Annotated in this window: 12 protein-coding genes; 5 read left to right on the top strand and 7 right to left on the bottom strand. The window is 64.5% G+C overall.

What is annotated here, in order from left to right:
• Window positions 1-20 precede the first annotated feature (20 nt).
• Window positions 21-1,031, bottom strand: a complete 1,011-nt coding sequence (locus tag ACIGJG_RS27095; protein ID WP_011300556.1) for an SDR family oxidoreductase — start codon at window positions 1,029-1,031, stop codon at window positions 21-23.
• Window positions 1,032-1,302: 271 nt separating this feature from the next.
• On the opposite strand from ACIGJG_RS27095, the gene ACIGJG_RS27090 reads away from it, so the two are divergent.
• Genes ACIGJG_RS27090 through ACIGJG_RS27080 form a run of 3 tightly spaced genes read left to right on the top strand, consistent with a single transcriptional unit; the run spans window position 1,303 to window position 7,096 of the window.
• A complete protein-coding gene (locus ACIGJG_RS27090; RefSeq protein WP_140950247.1) occupies window positions 1,303-3,117 on the top strand; it encodes a thiamine pyrophosphate-requiring protein in 1,815 nt (604 codons plus the stop codon).
• A complete protein-coding gene (locus ACIGJG_RS27085) occupies window positions 3,114-4,214 on the top strand; it encodes an enolase C-terminal domain-like protein (RefSeq protein ID WP_483673371.1) in 1,101 nt (366 codons plus the stop codon). The genes ACIGJG_RS27090 and ACIGJG_RS27085 overlap by 4 nt, the downstream gene beginning before the upstream one ends.
• The gene (locus tag ACIGJG_RS27080) at window positions 4,196-7,096 is read left to right on the top strand and encodes an FAD-binding and (Fe-S)-binding domain-containing protein (protein WP_483673370.1); all 2,901 of its coding nucleotides are present in this window, start codon (window positions 4,196-4,198) and stop codon (window positions 7,094-7,096) included. The genes ACIGJG_RS27085 and ACIGJG_RS27080 overlap by 19 nt, the downstream gene beginning before the upstream one ends.
• 6 nt (window positions 7,097-7,102) lie before the next feature.
• Here the strand turns inward: ACIGJG_RS27080 and ACIGJG_RS27075 are convergent, their stop codons facing one another.
• The 3 genes from ACIGJG_RS27075 to ACIGJG_RS27065 form a co-directional block, all read right to left on the bottom strand.
• Complete coding sequence (locus ACIGJG_RS27075; protein ID WP_140950245.1) at window positions 7,103-7,321, bottom strand: hypothetical protein; 219 nt, start codon at window positions 7,319-7,321, stop codon at window positions 7,103-7,105.
• Between the two features lie 49 nt (window positions 7,322-7,370).
• Window positions 7,371-7,832 (bottom strand): type 2 periplasmic-binding domain-containing protein, encoded by a 462-nt coding sequence (locus tag ACIGJG_RS27070; RefSeq protein WP_140950244.1) that lies wholly within the window; start codon window positions 7,830-7,832, stop codon window positions 7,371-7,373.
• A 148-nt stretch (window positions 7,833-7,980) separates the two neighbouring features.
• Window positions 7,981-8,874, bottom strand: coding sequence for an NAD(P)/FAD-dependent oxidoreductase (locus tag ACIGJG_RS27065; protein ID WP_483674048.1), 894 nt, complete (start codon window positions 8,872-8,874; stop codon window positions 7,981-7,983).
• 286 nt (window positions 8,875-9,160) lie between these two features.
• Here ACIGJG_RS27065 and ACIGJG_RS27060 point away from each other — a divergent pair, with 286 nt between their 5' ends.
• Both ACIGJG_RS27060 and ACIGJG_RS27055 read left to right on the top strand, forming a co-directional pair.
• On the top strand, window positions 9,161-9,793 hold the full coding sequence (locus ACIGJG_RS27060) for a TetR/AcrR family transcriptional regulator (RefSeq protein WP_140950243.1): 633 nt from the start codon (window positions 9,161-9,163) through the stop codon (window positions 9,791-9,793).
• Between the two features lie 142 nt (window positions 9,794-9,935).
• Window positions 9,936-10,457, top strand: a complete 522-nt coding sequence (locus tag ACIGJG_RS27055) for a DsbA family protein (RefSeq protein WP_011300563.1) — start codon at window positions 9,936-9,938, stop codon at window positions 10,455-10,457.
• 9 nt (window positions 10,458-10,466) lie between these two features.
• Here the strand turns inward: ACIGJG_RS27055 and ACIGJG_RS27050 are convergent, their stop codons facing one another.
• The 3 genes from ACIGJG_RS27050 to ACIGJG_RS27040 all read right to left on the bottom strand — a co-directional run bounded on the left by ACIGJG_RS27050 (window position 10,467) and on the right by ACIGJG_RS27040 (window position 13,243).
• On the bottom strand, window positions 10,467-11,735 hold the full coding sequence (locus ACIGJG_RS27050; protein WP_483673366.1) for a multidrug effflux MFS transporter: 1,269 nt from the start codon (window positions 11,733-11,735) through the stop codon (window positions 10,467-10,469).
• A 192-nt stretch (window positions 11,736-11,927) separates the two neighbouring features.
• Entirely contained in the window at window positions 11,928-12,866 is a 939-nt protein-coding gene (locus ACIGJG_RS27045) for a hypothetical protein (RefSeq protein WP_483673364.1), read from the bottom strand.
• A 23-nt stretch (window positions 12,867-12,889) separates the two neighbouring features.
• Window positions 12,890-13,243 (bottom strand): hypothetical protein, encoded by a 354-nt coding sequence (locus ACIGJG_RS27040; protein ID WP_220630259.1) that lies wholly within the window; start codon window positions 13,241-13,243, stop codon window positions 12,890-12,892.
• Between the last annotated feature and the right edge of the window lie 76 nt (window positions 13,244-13,319).

Raw genomic sequence — 13,319 nt, 5'->3', positions numbered from 1 at the left:
GCCCAAATGGCGCCGGCCTGTCAGCGGCTTCGCCAAAGCCACCCCGCGACCAGCGCCATCACGATCATCACGACTGCAGCCATCACCCAGCGATGCGTATTGAGCCACCACTGGATGCTGCTGCGCGCGGCACGGTCGGAAAACCTGCCGTGCGCGCCATGGTCCCCTTTGACGGGGTGGTACAGGTTGTCAGGCCGGTCACGCGGCAAGGGCTGATCGGTATGCTGCGAATCGAATCCGTGCCGCGCCAGGAAGCGGTCGAGCACACCAGGAATCAGCCGCGTACCGATGATGGCCTGCACCGCCGGCCAGCCCACCCATGACTCGCGGCGATGATGCAGCGCCGCCCATACAATGGCGTCGGCGGCGACCTCTGGCTGGAAGATCGGCGGCACGGGCTGCGGCTGCCGGTGCATGCACGTGCGGCCCCAGTCGAATTGGGGCGTATTGAACGCCGACAGGTGCACCATGGTCAGGTGGATGCGGCTGCCGTCGTGAATCAGCTCCGAACGCAGCGAATCGGTAAAGCCGCGCAACGCGCTTTTCGCGCCACAGTACGGCGCCTGCAGCGGAATCGAGCGATACGCGAGCGCCGAGCCAACCTGCACGATCACGCCCCGGTTGCGCGTCTTCATGCGGCCCAGCGCCGCCAGCGTGCCCCACACGGCGCCCAGGTAGGTGACGTGCGTCGCGCGGACGAAGTCCGCCGGTGCTATCTGGTCGGCGCGGCAGAAGATCGTCGCCATCGCGCAGTTGATCCATACGTCGATCGGCCCCAGTTCGGCCTCCACCCGCGCCGCGGCCCGTTCCACGGCGTCATGGTCCGCGACGTCCACGACGATCGGCAGGGCGACCCCACCGCTCCGCTCCACTTCCGATGCCGCTGCGCGCAGCCCGTCCTGACCGCGCGCCAGCAGACCCACGCGCCATGCCATGCGGCCGAACGCGCGTGCCGTGGCGCGCCCGATGCCGGCCGAGGCACCGGTGATGACCACGCAACGGGCGCTTTGAACGGGCTTAGCATCAGCCATGCTGCGTTTTCCAACGGACAACTTCGGTAACCCATGCAAGATGCATCCCAGTGTGATGTGTCGCCCGGCATGCGTTGCGCTTCGCATTTCGCACATGGCCCCCAAGCCCCCGCCGCGCTAACCCGACATGCAATCCTTACCGGAACGCGCACTTTCTACGCTGTGCGCTGCGCTCACGATTGCGGCCGTTGCGTATCGCCGGGTGCGTACCGGCGCCCGTGGTCATCGGCATGCGTGATGCATGGCGGTGTCCAATAGGATGGAGACCGCCATGGCAATGACTGTTTCGGATTTTGTGCTCAAGCGCTTGCGGGAATGGGGCGTCCGGCGTGTATTTGGCTACCCGGGCGATGGCATCAACGGGCTGATGGGAGCGTTCGGTCGCGCCGACAACGACCCGGAGTTCATCCAGGCGCGCCATGAGGAACTGGCCGCCTTCATGGCGTGCGCGCATGCCAAGTTCACCGGCGAGGCCGGGGTATGCCTGGCCACGTCCGGCCCCGGCGCCATTCACCTGCTCAATGGCCTGTACGACGCAAAAATGGACCACCAGCCCGTGGTGGCCATCGTCGGCCAGCAAAAGCGCGCGGCGCTGGGCGGCGACTACCAGCAGGAGGTCGACCTGACCACGCTGATGAAGGACGTGGCGCGCGACTTCGTGGCGATGGCGATCGATCCCGCGCAGATGCGTCACCTGGTGGACCGCGCCATGCGCATCGCCATCGAACGGCGCACGGTCACGTGCATCATCATTCCGAACGACGTGCAGAACCTGCCTGCCGTACCAGTGCCGCCACGCGAGCACGGCACGGTGCATACCGGCATCGGCTACACCGCGCGCGCGCTGGTGCCGCCGGAGCCGGATCTTCGCCGCGCCGCCGACGTGCTCAATGCGGGCAGCAAGGTGGCGATGCTGGTGGGCGCCGGCGCCCTGCAAGCCACCGATGAAGTCATCGAGGTGGCGCGCCGGCTCGGCGCAGGGGTGGCCAAGGCGCTGCTGGGCAAGGCCGCCGTGCCGGACGACCTGCCCTTTGTCACCGGCAGCATCGGCCTGCTCGGCACCAAGCCAAGCTGGGAGCTGATGACGGGATGCGACACCTTGCTGATGGTGGGCTCGGCCTTCCCGTATTCCGAGTTCCTGCCCGAAGAAGGCAAGGCCCGCGGGGTGCAGATCGACATCGACGCACGCATGCTGAACCTGCGCTACCCGATGGAGATCTGCCTGGAGGGCGACAGCGCGGCCACCCTGCGTGCGCTGCTGCCGATGCTGGAGCAGAAGCCGCTCGCCTGGCAGCAGGAGATCGAACATAACGTCGCCGAGTGGTGGCAGGTGCTGGCCCAGCGCGCTGCCGCCAAGGCCAACCCGATCAATCCACAGCGCGTGTTCGTGGAACTGTCCGAACGGCTTCCCGACGGCTGCATCCTGACCTGCGACTCTGGCTCCGCCGCCAACTGGTATGCGCGCGACCTGAAGATACGTCGCGGCATGATGGCATCGCTGAGCGGCGGGCTCGCGACGATGGGGCCTGCCGTGCCGTATGCGATTGCGGCAAGGTACGCGCACCCCGATCGTCCCGTGATTGCGATGGTTGGGGATGGCGCCATGCAGATGAACGGCATCAACGCGCTGATCACGATCTCGCGCGACTGGAAGCGCTGGTCGGGCGGATCACTGACCATCATCGTGCTGAACAACGGCGACCTGAACCAGGTCACCTGGGAGCAGCGCGTCATGGAAGGCGACCCCAAGTTTGCCGTGTCGCAGGACCTGCCCGTGTTCGGGTATGCGGCGTTCGCGCAGTTGCTCGGCCTGCAGGGCGTGCGCGTCGACCGCCCCGAGGCGATTGGCCCGGCCCTGGACCAGGCGCTGGCCGCCAGGATCCCCACCGTGCTCGAAATGGTCACGGACCCCGATGTTCCGCCGCTGCCGCCGCATATTTCGGCGAAGCAGGCACGCGACTACATCGCGGCCATGCTCCATGGCGATACCGATGCCGGTGGCACGCTGCGCGCGACGTTCCGGCAGGTCTGGGAATCGCTGACGGCTTCGTCGAAGCGGCATGCGGACAAGGATGCGACGCCGTGACACGCTCGCATGCCACGCCGATCCGGTCCATCGAAGCCAGGGCTTATCGGATTCCCTTGCCGGCTCCGGAATCCGACGGGACGCTGGAGTGGGACCATGTCACGCTGGTGGTGGTGCATGCCGCCGCCGGCGGCGTCACCGGGTGCGGGTATGGGTACTCCGACCAGGCCGTCATCCCGATCATTGCGCAACTGCTGGTGCCGCGTTTGCTCGGCACCGACGCCATGGCCACGAACGCCAGCTGGCGCGCCATGAAGGGCGCCGTGCGCAACCTCGGCGTATCGGGGCTGTGCGCCCAGGCGATTTCGGCCGTCGACATTGCACTGTGGGACCTGAAGGCGCGCCTGCTCGACGTGTCGCTCATGCAGTTGCTCGGCGCCGCGCGCACCTCGGTGCCCGGCTATGCCAGCGGCGGGTTCACCAGCCTGTCCCATGAAGCGCTGCACGACGCTGCGCGCGCCTGGCGCGACGCGGGGTTCTCGCGCGTGAAGATAAAGGTCGGGCGCCACCCCGACGACGACCCGGCCCGCGTCGCCACGGTGCGCGATGCCGTTGGCGCGGAGGTCGAAGTGTTTGTCGATGCGAATGGCGCGTACACGGTCGCGCAGGCGCTGCAGATGGCGCAGGCCCTCGCACCGTTCCGCATCACATGGTTCGAGGAGCCTGTTTCGTCGGACGACATTACGGGCCTGCGCGCGGTGCGCGAGCACACGCCACCGGGGCTCGCCGTCGCGGCGGGCGAGTATGGCTTTACGGGCGACGATTTCCGGCGACTGCTGGAGCCGCGTTGCGTGGATGTACTGCAGGCGGATGCAACACGCTGCGGCATCACCGGATGGCTGCGCGCCGTGAACCTCTGCGAAGCCTTCCATGTGCCGCTGTCCAGCCACTGTGCCCCTGCGCTGCATGCGAGCCTGTGCTGCGCGGCCTCTCCGGCCGTCCACGTCGAAGTGTTCGAGGATCATGCCCACATTGAAGCGCAGTACTTCGACGGTATACCCACGCTGCACGACGGCAACCTGTGCCCGCACGCGAACCAGCCCGGGCTCGGCCTGCGCTTCCGCGAAGGGGATGCACGATGTCACCTGGCCTGCTAGCCTCGGCCCACGGCGAAGGCTTCGCCGCGCTGGAGACGGCGCTCCGCGATACCGTCGATGCGGAAGTCCGCTTTGACGCGGGAAGCCGCGCGCTGTATGCGACGGATGCATCCAACTACCGCCAGGTACCGATCGGCGTGGTGATTCCGCGCAGCGTGCAGGCCGTCATCGATACCGTCGCGTTGTGCCGCCGGCACGGCGCACCGGTGCTGTCGCGCGGGGGCGGAACCAGCCTGTGCGGGCAGACCTGCAATGTCGCGGTCGTGCTCGATTTCTCGAAGTACCTCAACCGCATCCTGTCCATCGACCCGCAGGAGAAGACAGCCCGCGTGCAGCCCGGCGTGGTGCTCGACCGCCTGCGCGATGCGGCCGAAGCCCATCACCTGACGTTTGCACCGGACCCTGCCACGCATACGCACAACACGCTCGGCGGCATGATCGGCAACAACTCGTGCGGGCCGCATTCGGTGATGGGGGGCGAGACCATCCGCAATGTGATCGAGCTCGACATCCTCACGTACGACGGCACCCGGCTGACCGTCGGCGCCACCACGCCGCAGGCATGGGACGCGCTTGCCGCACGAAGCGACCGCGTCGGCGAGATCTACCGGCTGCTGCGCACGCTGCGCGATGAATACCAGGACGACATCCGCCAGGACATGCCGCGCATTCCGCGACGCGTTTCGGGATACCCTTTGGAGGCACTGCTGCCGGAGTACAACGGCAATATCGCCCATTCGCTGGTGGGCACCGAGGGCACGTGCGTGATCGTGCTCGAAGCGAAGCTGCGCCTGGTCGATAGTCCGCGCGCACGGTCGTTGCTCGCACTTGGCTATCCGGATGTATTCCATGCCGCCGATCACGTGCTCGATGTCATGGCGTCCGGCCCGATCGCCGTGGAAGGCATGGACGACCGGCTGATTGCCGACATGACCGCACTGCACCTGCACCCCGAAGACGTAGCGCTGCTGCCACCGGGCAACGGATGGCTGCTCGCGGAATTCGGCGGCGACGACAAGGCGCAGGCAGACGACCGTGCACGCAAGCTGATGGACACGCTCAAGGCCGGCAGCGACGCGCCTTCGATGAAGCTCTTCGACGACCCCGCCGAGGAACAGCTGATCTGGCGCGTGCGCGAATCCGGCCTTGGCGCGACCGCGCATGTGCCCAACCAGAAGATCACGTGGGAAGGGTGGGAGGACTCTGCCGTCCCGCCCAGGCATCTGGCCGAATACCTGCGCCGGTTGCGCGAATTGTTTGATCGCTACGGCTACGCCTGCGCGCTGTACGGCCACTTCGGCCAGGGCTGTGTGCACACGCGCATCGATTTCGACCTGGAAACGGCGCAGGGCATCGAAATATGGCAGCGATTCCTGCAGGACGCCGCACATCTTGTCGTCAGCCTTGGCGGCTCCATCTCCGGCGAACATGGCGATGGCCAGTCCAAGGCGGACCTGCTGCCGATCATGTACCCGGAACGGCTGATGCGCGCGTTCGGCCGGTTCAAGCAGATATGGGACCCGCTTAACCGCATGAACCCAGGCAAGGTCGTCAACGCCTGGCATATCGACCAGAACCTGCGGATCGGCACGGATTACAACCCGCCCGAGCAGCCCGTCTATTTTCACTACACCACGGACAGCGGCAGCTTTCCACGTGCGGTGCTGCGCTGCGTCGGCGTGGGCGAATGCCGCAAGAACAAGGGTGTGATGTGTCCGAGCTACATGGCAACGGGCGAGGAACGGCATTCGACACGCGGCCGCGCCCGCATGCTGTTCGAGATGCTCAAGGGCGAGGTGGTACAGGACGGCTGGCGTTCCGAGGCCGTGCATGAGGCGCTGGACCTGTGCCTGTCATGCAAGGGCTGCAGGGGCGAATGTCCCGTGAACGTGGACATGGCGATCTACCGTGCCGAGTTCATGGCCCACTACTACGAACGCCGCCACCGGCCACGCGAAGCGTTCGCCTTCGGGCTGGTCGACCAATGGGCGCGCCTGGGCATGCATGCGCCTGGCTTGTTCAACCTGCTCACGCACGCGCCGCTGCTGTCGCTGGCGGCCCACAAGCTGGCGAACGTCGCGAGCGGCCGCGAGATTCCACGTTTCGCGAAGCAATCGTTCCGGGACTGGTTTGCCACCCGGCCGCGCCAGGCTCCGCACGGGCGCCGGGTGATCCTGTGGCCGGACACATTCACCAATGCCTTCGAGCCCGACATCGCGCGCGACGCCGTATCGGTGCTCGAAGCCACCGGCCACGACGTGCACATTCCACCCCAGCCGCTATGCTGCGGCCGCCCACTCTACGAGTACGGCATGCTGGACCGGGCGCGCGCGTATCTGCGCGACGTGCTCGATACCCTGGCCGAGGATATCCGCCGCGGGACGCCGGTAGTCGTGCTGGAACCCGCCTGCCTGTCGGTCTTCCACGAGGAAATGCGCGAACTGCTGGGCGGCGACGAGCAGGCAATGCGCCTGCGCCAGCAATCCTTCCTGCTGCCCGATTTCCTGTGCCAGCGGGACGCGCTGCGCGGCATGCACACGTTGTCGGGGAACGCGCTCGTCCACGCGCATTGCCATCACCGGTCGATCTGGAAGACCGCGGGCGAGGAAGAAGCGCTGCGTGCGGTGGGCGTCGTGCCCACCGTGCTCGATTCCGGTTGCTGCGGCATGGCCGGATCGTTCGGCTTTCTGCCGGACAAGCAAACGGTGTCGAACGCGTGCGCGCAACGGACGTTGATCCCGAAGATCCTGGCGAAATCAGCCGGAACGATGGTCGTTGCCGACGGCTTCAGTTGCCGCCTGCAGATCCGGCACCACGCGGGCACCGTTCCGCTTCATATCGCACAGATGCTGGCGCGCGCCGGAACCGCATCAACGGGGTGAGCCGCGCTAACGCCATGCCGGTTCGCTACGCTGCTCGAAATGGTCATAGGCCGTCAGCAAACCCTGCAGCACTTCGGCAGAGGTCTCAAACAATGCTTGCGCCTTCGGGTCGGTGACCTTGGTGACATCGTCGCGCAAGTGCTGCAACGTGTCGTTGAGCATGGCCTTGATCTTGAGGGTGTGGTGGCGTGGGTCTGTCTCGGGTAACGCGTTCAGTTCAGTCATCGCAATGCTCCCAAACCGGTGAAAGATTGAGGGAAGGTATGACTTCGTTCTATACCAAGCCTGCAAAGGTCGATGTCGGTCTGGCGCTGACAACATGGAACCGTCGCGGGTGATCAGATCGACGTTTCACGCTCGGCATAACGCTCCGCCACGGCCGCCAGGCTTCCGCCGCTGCCGTCGAACGCGCGCACGATGAAATCCAGCAGCACCTTGACTTTCGCCGGAGCCGCGTACGGATCTTCACGCGCTCCACCCCAGCGTCGCCATCCAGTTCCAGGAAGCCGCGGATGTACTGGTCGACCCAGTCCAGCCTGGCCAGGTCCGAAGGGCTCGACGGCTCAGCCTTGTCGTACAAATAGGCAGGACTGCCGCATATCAGCCAATGCACCGAGGCCAGCATTCTGGCGACGACGGACGGGGCCGGCGAATCGGTGATCTGGAGGCTGATGTCGACCTTCTTGCCAGGAAAATCCGGCACATGGTTCTTGAGGATCAGCTTCAGGTCCGGCATAAAGAAGGCGCCGATTGCCTGCCCGCCCGGGCGGCTTTTGCGTCATGCAACGGCCTCGCCCATCAGCCGTCCACGCATCATCCATAGGTTGCTCCTACGCCGACCTTTTCGAAGGCGACGACGCAACGGGAGAAAGGAATCTGTACTCTCAAACAACCATCGACTGCTGGGCGAAGATACCCGCCATCGCGCCCTGCGATGATGCCTGGGTGACCGAGGGCAAGAAGGGCGTGGCGAGGTCGCCAGCGGCGTAGATGCCGGGGATGCTGGTTTGGCGGCGCTCGTCGACTTTGAGGACGATGCCAGTGGGCGTATCGACCGTGGCGAGGCCCAGTGATTCATGCAGGCTTGCGGACGGCTTGTTGCGCGGATGGGCGAACAGGACGTCGACCGCGACGTTGCGGCCGGTATCGAGATTGACGGTGGTGATATGGCCCGTGTGATGGGCGATCTCGACGATCCGGCCATCGACGACAGGCATGTTGCGGCGCGCCAGATCGGCCTGGATATCGGCCGCAATGTCATGACCATCGGCGAAGACAGTCAACTTGTCAGTCCAATCGCGGAACAGCCTGGCAGACTGGTGCGACTGTGGGCCGGACCAGAGAAGGCCCCAATGCTGGCCGGCGACTTCAAAGCCGTCGCAATAGGGGCAGGGCACGATGGACGTGCCCCAGCTTTCGGCAAAGCCCGGAACATCAGGCATCTGGTCGGCGACGCCATAGCTCAGGATGAGGCGGCGCGCCCTTAGGCTTTCCTGATCGTCAGTGACGACGCAGAAATCGTCGATGGCGCCAGACACGCTCTCGGCCCGAGCTATGACCAGCCTGATCGTTGGATAGCGCGCAAGCTGCTGCCGCGCCTCGACTAGGATGTCCAGCGGCGGCTTGTGATCGTGGCCGAGCAGGCCATGCGAGTGGCCGGCAAAGCGGTTGCGCGGTCGGCCGGTATCGAGAACGATGACCTTGCGGCGCGCACGGCCGAGCTGCAGGGCGGCGGCGAGCCCGGCAAAGCTGCCGCCGATGATGATGACGTCATTCATGGTGATGGGCTCCGTGTTGTGGATAGAGGGGTGGCTGGGCCCGGTGCGCAATAACGTCCGGAGATAAGCGCTTGAGACGATCCGCGGCCAGAGGGTTTCGGCACTGGCGAGAAAGTTGCCCATGGCTGTATTGTCCGGCCCGACAATGCCGCATTCGTTATCGCCGGGCGGCCAGAGGAAAGCTGATTTGGACAACCGGTTGAAACATACCCTTGGCTTGCTCATTTACGATACTTAATGGTATCGTAGTACAAGAATTTAAATACTGTCAAGTATCGGAATTGTCGTGACCGAAAACAGCCAGGGCCGGCGCGGCCGGCCCGCCAACGAGGCGCTTCGCCAAACGATTGTCGACACCGCCTGCGAACTCTTCGTGGAACTGGGTTTTCAAGCGACGACCATGGACAAGGTCGCCCAGCGGGCGAAGATATCCAAGCTAAGCATCTATCGGCACTTCGAGAACAAGGAGGCGCTGTTCAGCGCGGCCATGGTGGCCCGCTGCGAGCAGTTTGCACCGCAGGCCCTTTTCGAAGGCGTCGATGGCTCGGCCGAAGATCAGCTCATGGCGTTGGGGTCATCCCTGCTTCGCACGCTGTTGAGCCCGGACGTCCGTAGTGTCGAAGCCATGGTTTTGGCCGACAAGACGAATCAAAAGTCGTTAAGCAAGCTCCATTACGAAGCCGGGCCCGCCCATGTCATCGCCCAAATCGAGGCCGTGTTGCGTCAGTTGCACGCGAAAGCGATTCTGAACGTACCCGATGCTCTCCAGTCCGCCCGCTTGTTTGCCGCGCTTTTCAAAGGATCCGATCTCCTGCTGATCGCCCGCTTCGACGAGGCGAAAGCAAAGGACGACAACGAAATCGAATCCTATTGCCGGTCGGCCGTCGCCATGTTCATCGCCGCGCACGGTGGCATCTAAAGATCCATCGCGGCCGATGAAGAACACGGAGCAGTTGCGTTCGGGCGCGAAGCTGTAGCCGATCAGCTGGCGGCGCGGTGAGGCCGGTCTGCGCCTAAACTGGAAAGTCCCCGGGCCGCCCGCCCATGAACCGGAGCGCTCCATGCCAGACGTCGCCGTTACCGCTGCCGACCATGCCATCGGCCCTGACACCGCCAGGGTCACCGTCGTCGAATATGGCGACTTCGAATGCGAATACTGCCGCATGGCCTACGGCGCCATGAAGATCCTGATGGAGCACTATGGCCCGCAGGTCCGCTTCGTCTATCGGCACTATCCGATGTCTCACTGGCATCCATCCGCCGAAGCCGCGGCCGAATGCGCGGAAGCGGCCGGCGCGCAGCAGAAGTTCTGGCAGATGTACCGCCTGCTGCACGAAAAGCCGAACGGCCTGAAATCGGAAGCGCTACGCCACTATGCCGGCATGCTCGGCATGGACCTGAACCGCTTCGACAGCGACATGGCGGCTCACTCGCACCTGCCGCATATCCGCGATGACATGCGCGGCGCCACGCAATGGCAGGTACGGGGCACGCCATCGTTCTTCGTCAATGGCGTGGTGCAGGACGTGACCTTCGGTATGGAACGGCTGCAGCGCGCCATTGATGTGGCGTTGGCGGGTTGAACGTTGGTTTCACGAAGAAACCACGACTGCCCTGTCGCGTTGCCCGCCCATGAACATGGCGAGGCCGAATAACTGCAGCGCTGCCATACAAACCGCCAGCTTGACTGTCGAATCCAGCAGCAGCGGGACCAGCAGCGCTGACATCAGGAAATTGCCGAACTGCTGCACCGTGACATAGCCACTCGATGCGAGCCCGCGCCGTTCCGGGAAACAATCGAGCGCCAGCAATTGCAGGCTCGGTTGCGTGATGGTCATGCCGGCGCCGTAGACCGGCAGTGCGATCAGCGCCCACGGCATGGCCGGGGCGTGCAGCGCCGTGAGCACAATGTTCAATATGCCGGCGAACAGCATGACAGCGTGCCCGAGCAGCACGCTGCGCACCGGGCTGATCCTGCCGGCCATGCGATGCGACACGAGCGAGCCCAGCATGATCCCCGCTACGATCGGGATGAATAGCCAGCCGAACGACTGCGCACCAAGCCCGAGATGCCGGGTCACGAACGTGGGCGCGGCAAAGATATAGACATAGATGCCGACGTTGACCCCGGCGTTCGCGAGCGTCAGCGCGACAAAGCGCCAATGGGTCAACATGGACCCATAGCCGCGCGCCAGCAAAGCGGGATGAAGCGGATGGCGGCGCGCGGGCGGCAAGGTTTCGGGCACCCATCGCCAGCAGGCGACGAGCAGCGACGCCGACACGAGCGCCAGGAAGACAAAGATGCTGCGCCAGCCTGTCCACAGCAAGAGCCAGCCGCCGCAGACCGGCGCGATCGCCGGAGCCAGCGCAAAGATCATCGCGACCAGCGCCATGACCTGCTGGGCCTGCATGCCGTCGAAGACATCGCGCACCATGGCCCGGCCGACGATCACGCCAATGCCGGCACTGATGCCCTGCAGTACCCGCCCGGCGTGAAGCATATCGATGCCAGTGGCCCCGGCACAGACCAGTGAGCCGATGGTGAACAACGCACAACCGAGCAAAACCATCCGCCGGCGGCCCACGGCATCGGAGATGGCGCCGTGCCACGGCAGCATCAGCGCGAAGGGCAGCAGATAGGCAGTGAGCGACTGCTGGACCTGCGCGTTCGTCGCGTGCAGCGCATCGCTCATGATCGCGAAGGCGGGCAGATAGGTCGCGATGGCAAACTGCCCGAGCATCGACAATCCCGCTGCAATGGCCGCCATGGCGGCAATGCCAGGAAGGGCCTTCGGCTGTGGATCGCTCTGCGCGGTCAGCACACCGGGTGCTGCCCGTTCATCAGCTCTGCTGCCCTTCATTTCCATTCGGGTCTCCCTTTGCCAGGCAGCGCAATGTATGGACCCAATGGTATTGGCGCGAAGCATTTCAAAAGCCACAAATCGCGCCAAAAGAATGGCAATTCATGCCACACAAGGGTTAACGCCAATCAATTTAGTCTAGTTTGATCCGCTGCAAGCCAGCACTCGATGGCCTGTTCGCTGGTTCCTCTGTCATTGCGCGGTCTGCTGCCTCTGATACTCGTTTAGCTTCATCGTCATGTACGCATCCCGATCCACCTCGTGCAGTTGGCGCGAATATTTCTCGGTGGCATCGAACCAGCTGGCCAGGCGCTGGCCAAGGCGTTTGGCGGGTGGCACGGACAGCGTTGCCAGATACGCGTCGATGGCCAGGTAGTAACGCATCGTGTTGCGCTCCAGAAGCCCTCGTACACCGCCGATATATTCGGTCCTCCCGGTCGATGGATCACGCGTGGTGGTGAAGCCCACTTTGCCACTGCCCAGCGTCGCCAGATAGGTTTTCATCGCCATGCGCCCGGCCATGCCATAGCTGTATGCATACGTCAGATGCACGAAGGTACGGCTGGCGGAAATCGAAGTGGCCTCCAGCACGATGCGGTAATCGCGCGTGCTCATCGGGCCGCTGTCCGCGTCGAGCCTCACCTGGAAGTAGTCGGGCCCCGTCGCCGCCACGCGGTAGGTGAATTGCACGCGGTACGTGGAGGAAAGTTTTTCCTCGACCTTTCTGCCCAGGTTGACGGTAAGGATGGGGCCATTTCCGCTCGTCGATGCCCGGCAATATTTCACGTTCAGGTGCAGGATCAGCGCGTCGCACCAGTTGGCAGGGCCCTGCGCCGGATCATTGAGCGAGCCGTTGACGGTGGCGAAGGGATAGTCGACCACCGCATAGATATCCCCGGTCAGCGTGGAGTCGGTTTCCGTTGACGCCAGGTATAGCTGGCGCTGAAACGGGTTGCGGCTCAACTGTTCGGTCAGGCTCGCGTACTTGTCGCGCAGGCGCGCTGCATTGCCGGTTTCCTGCGCGAACACGCAGGGGCTAGCGCCGAAGAATGCGAGGATGGCAAAGATCGCGAGGATCTGTGTTGCCGCGTACCGTCTGCCGTTCGCTGGCGTCATCGCAAGTCCAGTCATGGGCTTTCATCCGAACGCAAGCACTACCGCGTACATTTCTCCTGATACACCTTCTGCAACTGCCTGCGGGTCCGGTCGCGCTCGACCGTGGCCACATCGTTGCCCTGGCTGTTCTCGACCGGCGCGTTCGAAGGGCGGTAACTGCGGCGCGGGGTCTGGCCGATCTGTTCGGCAAGCCGGTCGCACTGCTCGTCGCGCGAAAGCGGTTGGCTGGGGGTAGGCTGGAACCGATGCGACCCTTCACGTACGGCATCGGAGATGGCGTCATTGATTGCGGGGTCCGGCGCAGACGGCCGCTGTGTCTGGGCATGGCCGCCAGACAGCGGCGCCAGACCGGCGAGCAAGGCGAGTTGGCACAGACGGCGGCGCAGCGACATGGAAGTCTCCTCGATGTACGGGTACACCGCAACGTGCGGCAGGCACAGACTCAGTCGCAGTCAATATACCGTGGTA

This window comes from Cupriavidus sp. C1SS-2L (assembly GCF_057073735.1).
This window is presented reverse-complemented; position numbering and strand designations above follow the sequence as displayed.